14 protein-coding genes are annotated in these 17,387 nt (G+C 63.4%); 11 read left to right on the forward strand and 3 right to left on the reverse strand.

Going from position 1 to position 17,387, the window contains the following annotated elements; translation table 11 throughout:
- Window positions 1–88: 88 nt before the first annotated feature.
- The 4 genes from ABDV69_RS11305 to ABDV69_RS11320 all read left to right on the forward strand — a co-directional run bounded on the left by ABDV69_RS11305 (window position 89) and on the right by ABDV69_RS11320 (window position 8,267).
- Window positions 89–508, forward strand: a complete 420-nt coding sequence (locus ABDV69_RS11305; RefSeq protein WP_343574252.1) for an MmpS family protein — start codon at window positions 89–91, stop codon at window positions 506–508.
- Complete coding sequence (locus ABDV69_RS11310; RefSeq protein ID WP_343574254.1) at window positions 505–3,471, forward strand: RND family transporter; 2,967 nt, start codon at window positions 505–507, stop codon at window positions 3,469–3,471. The genes ABDV69_RS11305 and ABDV69_RS11310 overlap by 4 nt, the downstream gene beginning before the upstream one ends.
- 110 nt (window positions 3,472–3,581) lie before the next feature.
- A complete protein-coding gene (locus ABDV69_RS11315; RefSeq protein ID WP_343574257.1) occupies window positions 3,582–6,608 on the forward strand; it encodes an RND family transporter in 3,027 nt (1,008 codons plus the stop codon).
- A 213-nt stretch (window positions 6,609–6,821) separates the two neighbouring features.
- Window positions 6,822–8,267, forward strand: a complete 1,446-nt coding sequence (locus ABDV69_RS11320; protein WP_343574259.1) for a DUF4185 domain-containing protein — start codon at window positions 6,822–6,824, stop codon at window positions 8,265–8,267.
- Window positions 8,268–8,271: 4 nt separating this feature from the next.
- On the opposite strand, the gene ABDV69_RS11325 is transcribed toward ABDV69_RS11320, so the two are convergent.
- On the reverse strand, window positions 8,272–10,455 hold the full coding sequence (locus ABDV69_RS11325; RefSeq protein ID WP_343574261.1) for a SpoIIE family protein phosphatase: 2,184 nt from the start codon (window positions 10,453–10,455) through the stop codon (window positions 8,272–8,274).
- 212 nt (window positions 10,456–10,667) lie between these two features.
- Here ABDV69_RS11325 and ABDV69_RS11330 point away from each other — a divergent pair, with 212 nt between their 5' ends.
- Window positions 10,668–11,021, forward strand: a complete 354-nt coding sequence (locus ABDV69_RS11330; RefSeq protein ID WP_343574263.1) for an STAS domain-containing protein — start codon at window positions 10,668–10,670, stop codon at window positions 11,019–11,021.
- 3 nt (window positions 11,022–11,024) lie between these two features.
- Here ABDV69_RS11330 and ABDV69_RS11335 read toward each other — a convergent pair whose 3' ends face one another.
- Both ABDV69_RS11335 and ABDV69_RS11340 read right to left on the reverse strand, forming a co-directional pair.
- A complete protein-coding gene (locus ABDV69_RS11335; protein WP_343574266.1) occupies window positions 11,025–12,203 on the reverse strand; it encodes an acyl-CoA dehydrogenase family protein in 1,179 nt (392 codons plus the stop codon).
- Complete coding sequence (locus ABDV69_RS11340) at window positions 12,200–13,186, reverse strand: phosphotransferase family protein (RefSeq protein ID WP_343574301.1); 987 nt, start codon at window positions 13,184–13,186, stop codon at window positions 12,200–12,202. Before ABDV69_RS11340 ends, ABDV69_RS11335 begins: the two co-directional genes overlap by 4 nt.
- A 123-nt stretch (window positions 13,187–13,309) precedes the next feature.
- Here ABDV69_RS11340 and ABDV69_RS11345 point away from each other — a divergent pair, with 123 nt between their 5' ends.
- The 6 genes from ABDV69_RS11345 to ABDV69_RS11370 all read left to right on the forward strand — a co-directional run bounded on the left by ABDV69_RS11345 (window position 13,310) and on the right by ABDV69_RS11370 (window position 17,335).
- The gene (locus tag ABDV69_RS11345; protein WP_343574269.1) at window positions 13,310–14,242 is read left to right on the forward strand and encodes a class I SAM-dependent methyltransferase; all 933 of its coding nucleotides are present in this window, start codon (window positions 13,310–13,312) and stop codon (window positions 14,240–14,242) included.
- 182 nt (window positions 14,243–14,424) lie between these two features.
- A complete protein-coding gene (locus tag ABDV69_RS11350; protein WP_343574270.1) occupies window positions 14,425–14,679 on the forward strand; it encodes a hypothetical protein in 255 nt (84 codons plus the stop codon).
- Window positions 14,676–14,831 carry a DUF6131 family protein gene (locus ABDV69_RS11355; RefSeq protein WP_343574271.1) on the forward strand — a complete coding sequence of 52 codons (156 nt, stop codon included), beginning with the start codon at window positions 14,676–14,678 and terminating at the stop codon, window positions 14,829–14,831. The genes ABDV69_RS11350 and ABDV69_RS11355 overlap by 4 nt, the downstream gene beginning before the upstream one ends.
- A gap of 49 nt (window positions 14,832–14,880) precedes the next feature.
- Window positions 14,881–15,039, forward strand: a complete 159-nt coding sequence (locus ABDV69_RS11360) for a DUF6131 family protein (protein ID WP_343574274.1) — start codon at window positions 14,881–14,883, stop codon at window positions 15,037–15,039.
- Between the two features lie 116 nt (window positions 15,040–15,155).
- The gene (locus ABDV69_RS11365) at window positions 15,156–15,860 is read left to right on the forward strand and encodes a response regulator transcription factor (RefSeq protein WP_343574303.1); all 705 of its coding nucleotides are present in this window, start codon (window positions 15,156–15,158) and stop codon (window positions 15,858–15,860) included.
- A 2-nt stretch (window positions 15,861–15,862) separates the two neighbouring features.
- The gene (locus ABDV69_RS11370; protein WP_343574276.1) at window positions 15,863–17,335 is read left to right on the forward strand and encodes a HAMP domain-containing sensor histidine kinase; all 1,473 of its coding nucleotides are present in this window, start codon (window positions 15,863–15,865) and stop codon (window positions 17,333–17,335) included.
- Window positions 17,336–17,387 lie beyond the last annotated feature (52 nt).

The following is a 17,387-nucleotide window of genomic DNA, read 5'->3' on the forward strand; positions in this document are numbered from 1 at the left end:
CAGCAGCTCTTCGCCGACCTGCGCCGATATTCGAGCGGGTGACCTGGCACCGAATATCAGGTGAAGGGAATTCGCGATTTTCAGGGTCTTGAGGCGGCTGTGGATCCCGTTGGTCATCGTGACGGTGATCGGCGCTGGTGGATGGACCGTGTCGCGGCTGCACGGCGTTTTCGGCACCCAGGAACGCCCGCTGTATGCCGATATCAGAATCAGCGACAGCACACCCTTCAACCCCAAGCGCATGACATACGAGGTGTTCGGACCGCCCGGGACCGTGGCCAGCATCAGCTACTTCGACGTCGATGCTGACCCGCGGCGAGTCGAAGAAGCGCAGCTGCCGTGGTCGGTCGAGTTCGCCATGACCGAGGCGACGGCCCTGGCAGGCGTCGCGGCGCAGGGCACCGGTGACAGCCTCGGTTGCCGCATCTTGGTGGACGGCGTGGTCAAAGCGCAGAAGACCACGCACGAGGCGAGCGCGTTTACCTCCTGCAAATTGAAGGACCAATGAGCAACCATCAGCTGGCCAATGACCGGCCGTTCGTAGCGCGCACGATCCATCGGCTGGCGCTGCCCGTCATCGTGGCGTGGTTGGCAATCACCGTCATCGTGACTGTCGGCCTCCCACCGCTCGAGCAGGTCGAGAAAGAGCATTCAGTATCCGAGACACCCAAAGATGCGCCGTCGTTCAAGGCGATGGATCGCATGGTCACGGATTTCAAGCAAGCGAATTCCGACACTGTGGCGATGGTGGTCCTGGAGGGCCAGCAACCCCTGGGTAATGACGCTCACCGCTACTACGATCAGCTGGTTGGTCAGTTGAAGGCTGATCCGAAACATGTGCGGCACATTCAGGATTTCTGGGGAGATTCACTCACCGCGGGTGCCGCGCAGAGCGGCGACGGTAAGGCCGTGTACGTCCAATTGGACCTTGCCGGTCACATTGGCTCGGCCTTAGCGCACGATTCGACACAGGCTGTCCGGGACATCGTCGGGCGGACGCAACCTCCGCCGGGAGTCAAAGCCTATGTCACCGGGCCGGCGGCCATCTCTGCGGATATGCGCAGCAGCGGCGACAGCACGGTTGAAAGAATCACCGCGGTCAGCCTCGTGGTGATCTTCGTGATGTTGCTCCTCGTCTACCGCTCGATTTTCACAGTAATTCTTTTACTGCTGATGGTCGGGATCGAATTGATGGTGGCTAGGGGGTTCGTCGCGTTCCTCGGCCATTACGGGATCATCGGTCTTACTACCTTTGTCGTTAATATGCTGACATCCATCGGGATCGCGGCGGGAACGGACTATGGAATATTCTTCGTCGGCCGCTATCAAGAGGCACGCCAGGCCGGTGAAGACCGGGAAACGGCGTTCTACACCACCTACCGTGGGGTCGCTAAAGTCGTATTGGCCTCCGGTTCGACGATCGCCGGAGCCCTGTTCTGCCTGAGCTTTACCCGGCTGCCCAGCTTCCAAGCCATGGGTGTCCCTTGCGCGGTGGGTGTGTTCGTCGCGGTCGCGGTGGCTCTCACGCTCGTGCCGGCAGTGATTGCCGTCGGCAGTCGCATTGGGTTGTTCGACCCCAAGCACATGATCAGAGTCGGTGGCTGGCGGCGGGTCGGCACCGCGATCGTCCGTTGGCCCGGGCCAATTCTCGCTGCGACAATAGCAATTGCGCTTATCGGGCTATTAACACTGCCGAGTTATAAACCCAGCTACAACGACCAGCAGTTCATCCCCAAAGGCATCCCCGCCAATCAGGGGTACGAGGCTGCCGGCCGACATTTTTCTAAGTCCCGAATGATGGCACCCGAGCTGCTCATGGTGGAGGCCGATCATGATTTGCGTAACCCGGCCGACTTCCTGATCCTCAACAAATTAGCCAAAGCCGTCCTGGCGGTTCCCGGGGTTTCCAGTGTGCAGTCCATAACTCGCCCTACCGGCGCTCCGATCCCGCACACGTCCATACCGTTTATGCTCAGCATGCAAAGCGCCGGCATGCTCCAAAATATGGGCTTCCAGAAAGAACGGATGAAAGATCTGCTCACGCAGGCTGACGACATGGCGAAATCAATCAGCTTGATGCAGAACATGTACAGGTTGATGCAACAACTGAACATCACGACTCATCACATGGTCGCCGAAACGCACGACCTTCAGAATGTGATCGAGCAGTTGATGGGCTACATTTCGGACTTCGAGGATTTCTGGAGGCCGATCCGCAGTTACTTCTATTGGGAGAAACACTGCTACGACATTCCCATCTGTTGGTCGATCAGATCCATATTCGACACACTCGACGGTGTCGACGAGGTTAGCGACAAGATGCGGGATCTCGTCAAAGACATGGATCAGCTGGATATACTCATGCCGCAAATGTTGGCTCAGCTTCTGCCGATGATCGAGACCATGCAGAGCATGCGGACCATGCTCCTGACCATGCACAGCACAATGGCCGGAATCTTCGGCCAGATGGACGAACAGAGCACGAACGCCAGCGCCATGGGTAGGGCGTTCGACACCGCCAAAGATGACGATTCTTTTTACATCGCGGCGGACATTTTCAAGAACAAAGACTTTCAGCGCATCCTGAAGGTCTTCGTGTCGCCGGACGGGAAAGCCGCCCGCATGCTCATTACCCAGAGTGGCGATCCCGCGACTCCCGAGGGAATCGCCCGGGTCAACCCGATCAAAAGCGCGGCCGAAGAGGCGCTCAAGGCAACGCCGCTCGAAAATGCCAAGATCTACCTCTCCGGCACGGCAGCGATGACGAAAGACGTTGTGGACGGCTCCAAATACGATCTATTGATCGCCGGAGTCGCCGCGCTCTGCCTCATTTTCATCATCATGTTGATGGTGACGCGCAGTTTGATCGCCGCCCTCGTCATCGTGGGTACCGTAGCGCTCTCCCTCGGCGCATCCTTCGGACTGTCCGTGCTCGTCTGGCAGTACCTTCTCGGCACGCAGTTGCATTACGTCGTGCTGGTGATGTCGGTCATCGTCCTTTTGGCGGTGGGGTCTGACTACAACCTGCTGCTGGTGTCACGAATGAAAGAAGAAATAGGTGCTGGGATAAACACCGGCATCATCCGAGCGATGGCCGGTACCGGGAAGGTTGTGACGAACGCGGGCCTGGTGTTCGCCTTCACCATGGCGTCCATGGCGGTCAGCGACCTGCGCAGTATCGCCCAATTGGGCACCACCATCGGTATGGGTCTGTTGTTCGACACGCTCGTTGTGCGGGCGTTCATGACGCCGTCGGTCGCCGCGTTGCTCGGACGCTGGTTCTGGTGGCCGCAATTAGTGCGTCCGCGTCCCGCCAGTTCTCTGCTCCGGTCGACAGGCCCGCGTCCGCTGGTTCGTGCCCTGCTGTTGCGAGAGCCCCCCGCAGGTGACGGTGCGGCGGTTCGCAACGGGCAGCACGGCGAGGATACGTCTCAGCGACAGAACGGTGATCGTGTCTATACCCGGGCATGACGGCGACGACGGCCGCGGGAGCATTCATGTGGGGCACTGCCACTGTGGGTCGTCATAATGCGCGCAAGCAATGACGATGTGGCGTCGACCTTCCGCCGATTGAAGGACGTATGAGCGGCGAGCGCCCCCAGTTCCCATGGGTAGCACGGGCAATCCGCAGGGCTTCGCCGTTGGTCATTCTGGCTTGGGTGGCGCTGACTCTGCTGGTGACGTTCGCGGTTCCATCGCTGGAACAGGTCGGGGACGAGCATTCGGTATCGCTGGCACCCCAAGACGCGCCGGCGGCGCTGGCCATGAAGCGCATGGGCAAGGATTTCCAAGAATCCGATTCAGACAGTTTCGCGATGATCGTGCTGGAGGGTCAGCAGGCTCTTGGCGACGATGCCCGCAGCTATTATTCGGTGTTGGTTCGCGAGTTGAGAGCCGACTCGAAACACGTCGAGCATGTGCAGGATTTGTGGGGAGATCGACTCACGGCGACGGGTGCGCAAAGCCCCGACGAAAAAGCCGCCTATGTGCAACTGAATCTAGCCGGCAACCAAGGCACGCCCCTGGGCGAGGAATCCGTGCAGGCGGTCCGGCGCATCGTCGATCGGACGCCGCCGCCTGCCGGGGTCAAGGTCTACCTCACCGGCGGGGCACCGCTCGTTTCGGAGATGCAGCACACCGGCAACAAATCCATTGTGAAGATCACCGTGGCAGCCGCCGTGATAATCTGCCTGGTTTTGCTGGTCGTCTACCGATCGATCATCACCGTAATTCTGTTGTTGGTCATGGTCGGACTCGAATTGCTCGCCGCTCGGGGAATCGTCGCATATCTCGGTGAGCACAATGTCTTTGACCTCTCGACCGTTGCCACCAATTTCCTGGTGGCGCTCGGGATGGCCGCTGGAACCGACTATGGAATATTTTTCTTCGGTCGATATCAAGAGTCACGTCAGGCCGGCGAGGATCCTGAAAAGGCTTACTACACCGCATATCGCGGCGTAGCGCCCGTGGTCTTGGCGTCCGGTCTGACGATCGCCGGGGCAATTTTGTGTCTGACTTTCACCCGGTTGCCCTACTTTCACTCCATGGGCGTCCCGTGCGCAGTCGGTATGCTCGTCACGGTCGCAGTGGCGGTCACGCTGGTACCAGCGGTTTTATCCGCCGGGGGCCGTTTCGGGCTATTCGAGCCCAAGCGCACGATCGGGGTTTACCGGTGGCGCCGGGTCGGTACCGCCATCGTCCGCTGGCCCGTGCCGATTCTGGCCGGTGCTTGCGCCATCGCGCTGATAGGCTTGTTAGCGCTGCCGGGATATAAGACGAGCTACGACGACCGGCTCTATATGTCCAAAGCCTTGCCGGCCAACCAGGGCTACGCGGCCGCGGATCGCCATTTCTCCCAGGCGCGAATGATGCCCGAGATCCTGCTGCTCGAGTCGGATCATGATCTGCGCAACCCATCGGATTTCCTGATACTGAACAGGGTAGCGAAGGCAATTCTGAAAGTTAATGGAATCTCTCGAGTGCAAGGCATTACGCGCCCCGAGGGTACGCCGATCGAACATACGTCGATCCCGTTTCTTCTCAGCGTGCAGAACGCCAGCATGGTGCAAGACATGAAGTTCATGAAAAATCGCGTGAACGACATGAGGCAGCAGATCGGTGAGATAACGAAAATGCTCGCGGTGATGCAAAAGCAGTACAGCCTCATGCAGCAGATGAACACCATCACTCATCACACGATTATGGAAACGAAAGAAGTCACCCAAGTCACCGACGAGTTGCGTGACAACATTGCGAACTTCGAAGATTTCTTCAGGCCGATCCGCAGCTACTTTTACTGGGAAAAACATTGCTATGACATTCCTATCTGTTGGTCGCTGAAGTCCGTGTTCGAAACAATCGATGGTATTGACGTGCTCAGCGACAAAATGCACGATCTCATCAAAGATCTCGATCAACTGGATGTGCTCATGCCGCAACTGGTGGCCCAGTTCCCGCCGATGATCGCGACCGTGGAGAGATCGCGAACCATGATGCAGCGCATGTACAGCACGATGTCCGGGATGTTCGACCAATTGGACGACATGACCCAGGACGCCAGCGCGATGGGCCAAGCCTTCGACGCCGCCAAAAACGACGACTCTTTCTATCTGCCGGCCGAGATTTTCCAGAACAAAGACTTCCAGAGCGCGATGAAGTCTTACTTGTCTCCCGACGGCAAAGCAGCTCGATTCATCATTTCCCAACGCGGCGACCCCGGAACTCCCGAGGGCCTCAAGCGTGCTGAGCGGATAAAGCCGGCTGCCGAGGAGGCGCTCAAGGCAACTCCTTTGGCGAACGCCAAGATTTTTGTCGCAGGGTCCGCGTCGACCTTTAAAGATTTTCGCGACGGCTCTAAATATGACCTGTTGATCGCGGGTATTGCTGCGCTCTGCCTCATTCTCGTCATCATGCTGATCATGACGCGAAGTTTGATTGCCGCCTTAGTCATCGTGGGTACTATCGCGCTTTCATTGGGCGCATCGTTTGGGCTGGCGGTGCTGGTCTGGCAGTATATTCTGGGCATCAAATTACATTGGATGGTACTTGCTTTTTGCGTCATCATCCTTTTGGCGGTGGGGTCCGACTACAACCTGCTGCTGGTGTCCCGGATGAAAGAGGAAATAGCCGCCGGTATAAACACCGGCATCATCAGAGCGATGGGTGGTACCGGCAAGGTCGTGACGAATGCAGGCTTGGTGTTCGCATTCACCATGATGGCGATGGCGGTCAGCGACCTGCGCATCATCGCTCAAGTGGGTACCACCATCGGTCTGGGCCTGTTGTTCGACACTTTGATCGTGCGCTCGTTCATGACGCCGGCCATCGCTGCGCTGCTGGGGCGTTGGTTCTGGTGGCCACAGATCGTGCGCCCCCGCCCGGCCAGTTCGCTCCTTGAACCGGTCGGTACCCGCGCGTCGGTGCGTGTCTTGTTGCGGCAGCACGGAGCGGGCGACAGCTTTCCGGTGCGGGAGGACACTGGGCCGCAGCGACCCGTCGACGACGCCATCACGCGGCCGCTCAGCCTCGCCGGCGTCGGCTCTCGCCAGCAAGTCCTGATGCCTGCTCGGTTCGCCAAGGCCCACCGACATCTCGACGCCCCCGACTGACACCCGGGGCGATCAAACATTCGAACTGGTCCGATAAGTGGCTGTCTAGCGGCGCTTTTCGTCGCGTCCCGTCGAGTTGCGACACGGTCACAGATGCATACCTATTGAAAACTGGACAGTCCCAAAAATCACATCCGCATCTATCGTCACATGAGTAACCGCGGACGTCAAAGTGTTGCAACGGCGACGGCTCGCCCACTGGAGAGGTGGTACATGTCGACGACCCGTCGAATTGTTTCGGTACCCGTGGCCCTGGTGACTGTCGTCGGGCTCATCGTGCCGATCAGCTACGCGCCGCCCGCCTTTGCGGTCCCGTGCAGCGCGCCCGAGGCCAACGGTCCGCCTCCTGCCGGGATGCCGACCATCCCGTCGCCGGGCCCGGCCGCACCGCCGACGGGCCGCAGGCCACGCGGCACCAATGACAACGCGCCGCTGCCCAAACTGGGTCCGCTGATCTCGGGCCTGCTCAAAGCCATTCCGCTGCGGCCTGCCCAACTCCAGGCAGCGGTGACGCCCGCGCCGCCGGTGCCCGGAGCCGCCGTCCCGCAATCGCCCAACGCCAATCAGGCTGTCCCAGAGGCGGTTCCGGTGCCGCCGTCGCCGCCGCCCGCTGGAATTGCGGGTGCACCGACCTCACTGGTCGAATTCGTCACCGGACCGAACAGCCCGAACCGAACCCTGGAACGCTTCGCGATTTCCGGCACAGACCTCGGGATCCCATGGGACAACGGCGATCCCGCCAATCGTCAGGTGCTGATGGCGTTCGGCGACACCTTCGGCTACTGCGCGGTGCACGGCCAGCAGTGGCGGTACAACGTGCTGTTCCGCAGTAACGACCATGACCTGTCGCACGGCATCCACGTCGCCGACGGTGTGCCCAACAACCCGTACTCCGGCTCGCCGGTGTGGGCGCCCGGCCTGTCCAAGCAGGTGCTCAACAGCATCCACAAGGCCAGTCACGAGACGGGCATGATCCCGACATCGGCGATCTCACTCGGGCGGACCCAGTACATGAACTTCATGTCGATCAAGAACTGGGGCCGCGACGGCGAATGGTCGACGAACTATTCGGGTATCGCCCGCTCGCTGGACAACGGTCAGTCATGGGGTGTCTACCCGGGCAGCATCCGGCTGGCCGCCGCGGACACCGTGCCCGGCGCGCGGTTCTTCCCCGGCAACGAGAACTTCCAGATGGGTGCGTTCATGCGCGGCAAGGACGGCTATCTCTACAACTTCGGAACGCCATCCGGCCGTAGCGGTGCGGCCTTCCTGTCCCGGGTGCAGCCGAATGCGTTGCCGGATCTGGGCAAGTACCAGTACTGGAACGGTGAGGGACGCGGCTGGGTCCCGGTCGATCCGTCCGCGGCGACGCCGATCTTCCCCGGTCCGGTGGGCGAGATGTCGGCGCAGTACAACGACTACCTGAAGCAGTATCTGGTGCTCTACACCAACGGTGGCAACAACGACGTCATCGCCCGCACCGCGCCCGCGCCGGAGGGGCCGTGGAGCCCCGAGCAGCCACTCGTCTCGTCGTTCCAGATGCCGGGCGGTATCTACGCGCCGATGATCCACCCATGGTCGAGCGGCAAGGATCTGTACTTCAACCTGTCGCTGTGGTCGGCGTACGACGTGATGCTGATGCACACCGTGCTGCCCTAACTAGCTAGGTTGTCAGGCTGAAACTCATATCCAGCGTCGTTCCCTTTGACGTGCAATCCATCTCAAGCCAGTCGCTCACCGCGCGAATCAGCAGCAGCCCGCGTCCCCGGACGCCGGGGTCGGTGGCCGCGGGCTTCCACGATCCTTTGTCGGCGATCTTGATGCGGATTCGCGCGCCGTCGTTTTCGCCTTTGAGACGGATCTTGCCCGGCTTGCGGCCTCGGTAACCGTGTTCGATGCAATTCGCGACGGCCTCGTTGACCGCCAGCACAATGTCGGCCACTCGCTCCTCGGACACCCCGGCGCCTCCCAGCCACACCGCGATGTGGTGCCGCAGAACGCCGAGTTGATCGGCTTTGACCACCCGGTGGATGGACAGCGGAGGGTATGGCCGGCGGTACACGACGATGGCAATGTCGTCGTCGTAGCCGGCGGGCGGCGCGAGTTCGGTGAGCGCCGCGTCGGCGACGTCGTCGACGGTCTGGTTCATCGCGCCGGCCACCGTCGCGCCGAGGTGGGCGATCCCGTCGTCGAGGGAGACGTCGTGCCGCTCGACCAGACCGTCGGTGTAGAGCATCAGCGTCGATCCCGGTGGCAGGGGCACCGACGCTTGCGGGCGAGAAGCCTTGCGCCGCACGGCTAACGGCACCGAACGGGCGTCGGTGATCAAAGTATGGGCTCTTCCCGGCACCGCCAGTACCGCGGGCGGATGACCGGCGCAGCTGTAGCAGAATTCGCCGGACTCGGTATCAAGGACGGCCAGAAATACCGTGGTGCAGAACGCATTTGGAATCAGTTCGGCTACCGCGTCGAGTTCCTCGAGTAGCATCGCCGGCTCGGCGCCGGTGAGCAGCAGCGCCCGCGCGGAGGCACGTAACTGTCCCATCACCGCCGCGGCGGCAAGGCCGCGACCGACGCAGTCGCCGACGATGATGCCGATCCGATGGCCGCCGATGCGCAGCACGTCGTACCAGTCGCCGCCGATTTCGAGCGGTGGGACCGCCGGCTCGTAGCGCACCGCGAAGCCGGGCGGCAGCTTGGTGGGTGACAGCATGGCGTGCTGGAGGGTCAACGAGGTTTCGCGGGCCGCCTCGAACTGGCGCACGTGCTGAATCGCGAGCCCGAGATGACCGACCAGCACCGTGATCAGCAGACGATCTTCGGCGCTGAGCCGTCGTGGCACCCGAAGCTCGAGCCACAGTGCGACCCCTGCGCCGCCGGTGATTACCGCGACCACACCACTCGATTGGCCCGGCGCGGCTGGATTTTCAATCGGCTGAACGGTCAGCGGCAGTTGGCGGCGAGCCTGCTCGAAGATTTCCCGCAGCGTCGGATCGAGGTGCCGCCAATCGGGCGAAATACCTTCTCCGGCAACCTGAATAATCGGCTCGACGCCGTCCGTCGGCCATACCGCGGCCACCACTCGGTGTACGTCGAGGGCCAGCCGGCACTCATCGAGGGTGATCGCCAGCACGTCCGACATGCTCTTGGCCACACTGACCGCCGTGGCCAGTCGCAGCACCGAGCTTTCCCGGGCGGCGAATGCGCGCTCGGCGGTGACGTCACGAAGGGTGCCCACAAAGACATCGCCGTCGGTGGTGTCGGCTGTGACCCGGTTGACGTTCGCCGCGACCCACACCAGCCGGCCGTCACGATGCCGGATCGGGGTCTCGTACTGGACCTGGGCTTCGTCGTTCAGCCGGGCCTGTTGCAGCTGCGCCACCTTCTCGTCGACCAGCCACGGATGCGGCCACCGGTACGGCAGCCCCTGGGCCCCGTAGCCGGTGAGTTTGGCAAAGGCGTCGTTGAGTTCGATCACCGCGCCGGTGTGGTCGGAGACGAAAAACCCCTCCTGCAGCGAGTTCACCACGGCGTCGCGGAACTCATCGCGATCGGCGAGATCTTCCGCGCGGGCCCGCTGTTCCTCGGATATCCGCGTCGCGGCATCGAGGGGGGCGAGGGTGTGCAGGAGAAACGCCAGCGCCTCTGCGCCGTCGAAGTCGGGAATCTCCAGCGCCAATTGCCGGACAAGCCCAGCGTGTCCCTCGACGATTTTGAGCATGCTGATGTTGTGGTGTAGTGCCTGGCGCCCAAGCTGATTGCCCACAGCGGGGTCTCGCGCACCGCTCGCCTGCAGGTGAGCGCGCAGCGCTGCCGCGTACTGGATCAGGAAATCGTCGACCTTCATGCGGTGGACACCGGCGCGGCGATCACCAGAGCCGGCGCGACGACGTCGACATGGAACCTCCGGGCTCTCCGCGTTGGACATAAGTCTAACGCTCAGACTAACCGAGCCACACGGTCCCGGACCGTGCAGTAATATGTGGCGAATTTCCCACCGCGGTCCGGATCAGCACGGTCGCTGCCAGGAACGACGAGACTTCAGATGAGGGATGGCCGTTGACAGCTGCGGGTCCGATCAGCACTTCCGTCGCGCATCGGGGTGGCGCCGTCGTGGTCAGCATTGGCGGCGAAATCGATTTGAGCACCGCGCCCGCGTTCGAAGATGCGATTGCGCAGGCCCTCGCGGCCAATCCCAGCGTTCTCGCCATCGAACTCTCCGAGGTTACGTTCATGTCGTCGATCGGACTGCGGATACTGGCGGCCACCAACGAGAAGGTCGGCGAGTCGACCCGAATCGCGGTAGTGGCAAACAGTCCGGCGGCCAGCAGGCCGATCCAGCTGACCGGCCTGGACAGTGTCGTCGCGCTGTACCCGACGCTGGATGCCGCGCTAAGCGCGACGGAGGCGTAACACCTACGGCCGCAGCACCTGGCGGGCGATCGCGTACTTGTGCACTTCGGTCGGGCCGTCGTAGAGCCGGAAGGCCCGCATGTCGGAGAAGATCATCCCCACCGGCGTCTCGTCGGAAATGCCTATGCCGCCCAGGATTTGAACGCACCGGTCGGCGACCTTGAACAGTTCCTCGGACACGTAGGCCTTGACCATCGAGCTTTCATGCCGGCCGGTACCCCGATCGCCCATGTCCAGCGTCCAGCACGCCCACCAAATCGCGAGTCTGCATTGCTGCAAGGCGATTTCGTTGTCGGCGATCATGAAGCTGACGCCTTGATGCTCACCGAGCGTCTTGCCGAACGCCGTCCGCTCGCGGGCGTGCCTGATCGCGATCGACTGAGCGCGGGATGCGGCGCCCAGCCAACGCATGCAGTGCGTCAGCCTTGCCGGCGCCAGCCGCAGCTGGGCGTAGCGCAGGGCCTGGCCGACCTCACCCAGCACCGCCGACGCCGGTAGTCGCAGATCGTCGAACCGCACGACGCCGTGTCCCTCGACGTAGTTGCGGTCCATGGTGTTCATCACCCGCTCGATCTCGATGCCCGCGGTGTCGCCCTCGCACAGGAACAGGGTCGGGCCGTCGGCGCCGTGCGGGTTGGGTGCGACGCGGGCCATGATGATCCAGGTTCGCGCGCCCTTGGCGCCGGTGATCAACCACTTGCGTCCGTTGATCACGTAGTGGCTGCCGTCGAATTCGGCGGTTGTGTTGAGCTGGTTGGGATCTGAACCGGCACCGCCAGGTTCGGTCATGGCGAACACCGACCGCTGGCGTCCGTCGATCACCGGGACAAGGAACTGTTCCACTTGCTCTGCGCTGGCAACCCGACCCAGCAGAAACATGTTGCCCTCGTCGGGCGCGGCGCAGTTGAGCGCGATCGGGCCCAGCGTCGACCAGCCGGCCGCCTCGAACAACACCGCCTGTTCGCGGTGCGACGGCTCGCGTCCGCCAAAACGCTTGGGCGCCTGGAACGTCAGCAGCCCGGCGTCGCGGGCCAGCCCGACCAGTTCGGCGCGCAACTCGTCGTCGGGGCCGTGCCGGGTGAGTCGGGAATCGGTTTCGTACGGCACAATCTTGTCGTCGACGAAGGCGCGGATCTGGTCCCGCAGCGCGGCGACGTCGGCCGGGATGTCGAAGTCGATCATCGAGTGTCCATCAGAGTCAAGGCCTGCTCGAACAGTCGCACGGTGGCGTCGTGCAGCAGGTCGCCGATTTCTTTGGGGGCCTTGCCCGCAAAGGCGCGTGCATGTGTGCCTTCCAGCACAATGCCGAGCTTGAAACACGCTAACACCGTGTACCAGGTGACCTGTGTCAGGTCGCGGGTGGTGTTGCGGGCGTACCGCTCGACCAGGTCGCTGGGGGCGGCCATCCCGCCATACTCGAACAGCTGGCCGCCGAATGCTGCGGACTGTCCCCAGGTGGCCAGCAGCCAGCCCAGGTCGAGCAGGGGGTCGCCGATCGTGGACATCTCCCAGTCGACGATCGCGACGACCTCAGGGCCGGTGCGGGAGAACATCACGTTGGCCGCGTGATAGTCGCCGTGCATGATTCCAGGCGTCCAGTGCGACGGGCGCGCCTCGTCGAGCCACGTGGCGACGTCGTCGACGCCGGGGATTGCCGCGCCCGGGTAGTTGTCGAACCCCCGATACGACTCCAACTCTGAAAGCCACCGTGGCACTTGACGTTCCAGGAAACCTTCCGGCTTGCCATAGTCGCTCAGACCCACCGCGGTGTAGTCGATCGCGCCGAGTTTGGCCAACGACTCGGCCATCGACAGTCCCATCCCGAACCGCACCGCCGGGTCGCTGGCGTGCAACGCCGGCAGTTCCTCGCCGGCGTTGAACCCGTCGATCGGTTCCATCAGATAGAAGACCGCGTCGCCGAGCACCTCGGCGTCGGCGCAACTGGCGATCAGGCGCGGGTGCGGCACGTCGCTACCGGCCAGCGCCGCCAGCACCTCGGTCTCGCGCATGATGACCACGTTGCTGCGCGGACGCAGGTGCTTGGGCCCGCGCCGCAGCACGTACTCTCGTCCGGAGCGGGTGAACCGCAGCATGATGTTTTGCGTGCCGCCGCTGATCGGGGCGACGTTTTCCAGCGGGCCATCGCCCAACCCCTGATCCGACATCCACTCCGCGAGGCCGTCCGGGGCTTTGAGCTCCTCCACGAAGGTGAAGCTACCGCAGGGCCCAGCGCTCTCACAGGCGGCCCGCGTAGTGTCCGATGCTGGCTACTATCGAGAGGATTGACGATGGCGCGGACCGACGACGATTCATGGGAGATCACCGAGAGCGTGGGGTCGACCGCGCTCGGCGTGGCCGCGGCGCGTGCCGCCGAGACCGTCAGCGAGAACCCGCTGATCCAGGACCCGTTCGCGCAGGTCTTCCTCGACGCCGCCGGTCCGGGCATGTGGAGTCTGACCTCCGACCCGAAGCTCTCGACGGCGCTGACCGATCTGGAACCCGACGTGGGCGCCTACCGGCAGGTGATGGTCGACTTCATGGCGGTGCGGACCAAGTGGTTCGACGAACTGTTCCTCGACGCCGTGTCATCTGGCGTCCGGCAGGTGGTGATCCTGGCGTCCGGCCTCGACTCCCGGTCCTGGCGGCTGCCCTGGCCCGACGGGACCACGGTGTACGAACTGGATCAGGCGAAGGTGCTGGACTTCAAGTCGGGCGCCCTGGCGCGCCATGGTGCGCAGCCGGCCGCCCGATTGGTGAGCGTGCCGGTCGATCTGCGGGACGACTGGCCGAAGGCGTTGCAGGACGCGGGTTTTGACGCATCTGTAGCGACGATGTGGTCGGCTGAGGGGTTGCTGCGCTATCTGCCCGCGGCGGCGCAGGATCTGCTGTTCGAGCGGATCGACTCGCTCAGCGCTCCCGGCAGCCGGCTGGCCACCAACGGGCCGTCGAAGAATGCGGTGAATCCGGAGCTGCTGGCCCGTCAGCGCGCGCAGTCGACGCGCTTTCGCGCCGCGGCGGCCCAGGTCCTCGGCGCCGAGATCCCCGACGTCGAAGAGCTCTGGTACCCCGAGGAGCGCGCCGAGCTGGTCGACTGGTTGGACGAACACGGTTGGGAAGCCACGGCGATCGGCATGGCCGACCTGCTGGCCGAGCACGGGCGTACCGTTCCCGCAGACGATGTGATGCCGCCCGTCGTTTTCACCTCCGCCTGCCGTCCCTAAGGGGCTCGAGCCCCGATTTGCTGGCGCGGCGCGTCATCGCGGCGAATCCGCTGTTTGACGTCACACCGCCGGTCTCCTTCTACCGTCGGCGTGTCGGATACCGTTTCCGAGGGTTTGGACTTCCGCCGGTCGGGTACATTAGCCCTGCTCTACGGTTGTGCCCGACATTGACGGAGGTCAGGATGCGTGGTGGAGGTCTTATCAGTGCGATCGTGGTGGTTTGGTTGGCGATCGGCGTCCTCGCCGCATTCCAACGGGACTACCTGAAAAACAACGAGCAAAATTGTGCCACTCTGGGCACGATCGCAGTCACCGTGTTGGCGGGCCCGCTCAATTACGCGGGTGTCAACCCGAAAGTGACTGATTGCCATTTACCGCAACCCAGCTCGATGCCCACTCTGGATATCGACCAACCGATAGTAATGGAGGCGTCATGATCGTCCTTGGCGTCATTCTTCTGATAGTGGGATATGTCCTCAAAGTTGCTGTGCTGAAAACGATCGGCGTGGTGTTGCTGGTCATCGGCGCGGTTTTGTGGATTCTCGGTTCGGTCGGTCGCTCGGTGGGCGGCCGGCGTCATTGGTACTGACGCACATTCACTCTCACAGAACTGCCTCAACAACTGAAAAGGGATCATCATGATCGTGCTCGGAATTCTTCTGCTCGTCATCGGATACCTTGTGCCCAGCCTCAGCATCTTGTACGCAATCGGCGGGATCCTTATCGTCATTGGTGTGATCCTGTGGATTCTCGGGGCCGTCGGGCGGCCGGTGGGTGGCCGGAAAGTCTGGTTCTAGCCATTGCTGTTGGTCGGCTCATAGCTGGCGCATAGCAAAGCCATAGCGGGCCCTCATCGTCGGGCGCACACTGGTTAGTTGTGAGCCAACCTCAAACCCCCGTCGAACGTGTCGTCATGCGCCGCGCCGACGGGAATCCGATCAACGTGCTGGTGGTCGACGACGAAGCCGTGCTGGCCGAGATGGTGTCGATGGCGTTGCGGTATGAGGGCTGGAACATCGCGACCGCGGGCGACGGGGCATCGGCTCTGGAGTCGGCGCGCTCGCAGCGGCCAGACGTGGTCGTTCTCGACGTGATGCTGCCCGACATGAGCGGGCTGGACGTCTTGCGCAAACTCCGCGAGGAAACGCCCCGGCTGCCGGTGTTGCTGCTGACTGCCAAGGACGCCGTCGAGGATCGCATCGCCGGCCTGACCGCCGGTGGCGACGACTACGTCACCAAACCGTTCAGCCTGGAAGAAGTGGTGCTGCGGCTGCGTGCCCTGTTGCGGCGCACCGGGGTGACCACCGAGGACAGCGGCGCACAGTTGGTGGTCGGGGATCTGGTGCTCAACGAGGACAGCCACGAGGTGACTCGCGCGGGGGAGCCAATCTCGTTGACGTCCACAGAATTCGAGTTGTTGCGCTTCATGATGCGTAACTCCAAGCGGGTTCTCAGCAAGGCCCAGATCCTGGACCGGGTGTGGAGCTACGACTTCGGCGGCCGGTCCAACATCGTCGAGCTGTATATCTCCTACCTACGCAAGAAGATCGATAGCGGGCACCAGCCCATGATCCACACGCTGCGCGGCGCCGGCTACCTCCTCAAGCCGGCCCGCTAGTCATGGGCGGGGCCTGGTCCCTTCGGTTGCGTCTGCTGGTCGGTCAGGTCCTCATCGTCGTCATCGTCTGCGTCGGCATTGGCGCGGCGACCGAGCTTGCCCTGTACAAGTACCTGATCGCGCAGCTCGACACCGAGTTGCATGACGCGTCGCAACGGTCGGCACGGATATTCGGCGAGCCGCCGATGGCGCCGTGGCGGCGTCATATACGCCCTTTCCCGCGCCCTGGGCCGGGTCCGATCTTCCTCGACGCGCCGGCGCAACCGGTGGGCATGGTGGGGGCGGTGGTCAGTCCGAACGGGACGATCGAGGCCGGCTACCTGACGGCGGCGGGCGGGCGTGCCGGCCTGACCGATGCCGCCCGGGCCGAGCTGACCGCGCTGCCGGCCGACCGGCGCCCGGTGACCCGGGATGTCGATGGACTCGGCCGCTATCGCGTGGTCGCCGCGACCGCCCGCCGCAGCAGCGACGTCGTCGTCACCGGCCTGTCGATGTCCGGTGTCGACGCGACGATGATCCGGGTCCTGCTGATCTTCGGCGTCGTCACCGTGATCGCCGTGGCCGCCGCGACCACCGCGGGCATCGTGATCATCCGGCGAGCACTGGCGCCGCTGCGGCGCGTCGCCCAGACCGCCGGCGAGGTGGTGGATCTGCCGCTGGACCGCGGTGAGGTCACCCTGCCGGTGCGGGTGCTCGAATCAGATGCCAACCCTCGCACTGAAGTTGGCCAACTCGGGTCCGCGCTCAATCGGATGCTCGACCACATCGCCGCCGCGTTGTCGACCCGGCAGGCCAGCGAGACCAGGGTGCGGCAATTCGTCGCCGACGCCAGCCACGAGCTGCGCACCCCGCTGGCCGCGATCCGCGGCTACACCGAATTGGCCCAGCGAATGGGCGACGACAGCGATGCGGTGGCGCACGCGATGACCCGCGTGCAGTCCGAGACCGAGCGGATGACGCACCTGGTCGAGGACCTACTGCTGCTGGCCCGCCTCGATTCCGGGCGGCCGCTGGAACGTGAGCCGGTCGATCTCTCGCGGGTCGCGGTCGACGCGGTCAGCGATGCGCACGTCGCCGGCCCGGACCAGCAGTGGAAGCTGGACCTACCCGAGGAGCCGGTGATGGTGTCCGGCGATGCGGCGCGGCTGCATCAGGTGGCGACCAACCTGCTGGCCAATGCCCGCGTCCACACCGGAGCGGGCACGGTGGTGACGACCCGACTGGAGTCCGACGGCACGCATGCGGTGCTGAGTGTGTGCGACAACGGCCCCGGCATTCCCGAGCAGTTGCAGTCGGAAGTGTTCGAGCGGTTCGCCCGCGGCGACACGTCGCGGTCCCGCAAAGGCGGCAGCACAGGATTGGGCCTGGCCATCGTCTCCGCGGTGGTGAAGGCGCACCACGGCACCATCGCACTGCGGAGCGCTCCGGGCCACACCGACTTCACGGTCCGGTTGCCGCTTTACCTTGAGTCGTGAAAGCGTCTATCGGTCCCCGACACCAGCGACACCCACGTGTCAGCAAGTGTCA

Origin of the sequence: Mycobacterium sp. (assembly GCF_039583785.1) — a bacterium.
Classification (GTDB): domain Bacteria; phylum Actinomycetota; class Actinomycetes; order Mycobacteriales; family Mycobacteriaceae; genus Mycobacterium.

Bases quoted from the DNA above. Each gene is read 5' to 3' on its own strand.
- ABDV69_RS11310 (WP_343574254.1), top strand. From the start codon at position 505: ATGAGCAACCATCAGCTGGCCAATGACCGGCCGTTCGTAGCGCGCACG.
- ABDV69_RS11315 (WP_343574257.1), top strand. From the start codon at position 3,582: ATGAGCGGCGAGCGCCCCCAGTTCCCATGGGTAGCACGGGCAATCCGC.
- ABDV69_RS11320 (WP_343574259.1), top strand. From the start codon at position 6,822: ATGTCGACGACCCGTCGAATTGTTTCGGTACCCGTGGCCCTGGTGACT.
- ABDV69_RS11325 (WP_343574261.1), bottom strand. From the start codon at position 10,455: ATGAAGGTCGACGATTTCCTGATCCAGTACGCGGCAGCGCTGCGCGCT.
- ABDV69_RS11335 (WP_343574266.1), bottom strand. From the start codon at position 12,203: ATGATCGACTTCGACATCCCGGCCGACGTCGCCGCGCTGCGGGACCAG.
- ABDV69_RS11340 (WP_343574301.1), bottom strand. From the start codon at position 13,186: ATGTCGGATCAGGGGTTGGGCGATGGCCCGCTGGAAAACGTCGCCCCG.
- ABDV69_RS11345 (WP_343574269.1), top strand. From the start codon at position 13,310: ATGGCGCGGACCGACGACGATTCATGGGAGATCACCGAGAGCGTGGGG.
- ABDV69_RS11350 (WP_343574270.1), top strand. From the start codon at position 14,425: ATGCGTGGTGGAGGTCTTATCAGTGCGATCGTGGTGGTTTGGTTGGCG.
- ABDV69_RS11355 (WP_343574271.1), top strand. From the start codon at position 14,676: ATGATCGTCCTTGGCGTCATTCTTCTGATAGTGGGATATGTCCTCAAA.
- ABDV69_RS11360 (WP_343574274.1), top strand. From the start codon at position 14,881: ATGATCGTGCTCGGAATTCTTCTGCTCGTCATCGGATACCTTGTGCCC.
- ABDV69_RS11365 (WP_343574303.1), top strand. From the start codon at position 15,156: ATGCGCCGCGCCGACGGGAATCCGATCAACGTGCTGGTGGTCGACGAC.
- ABDV69_RS11370 (WP_343574276.1), top strand. From the start codon at position 15,863: ATGGGCGGGGCCTGGTCCCTTCGGTTGCGTCTGCTGGTCGGTCAGGTC.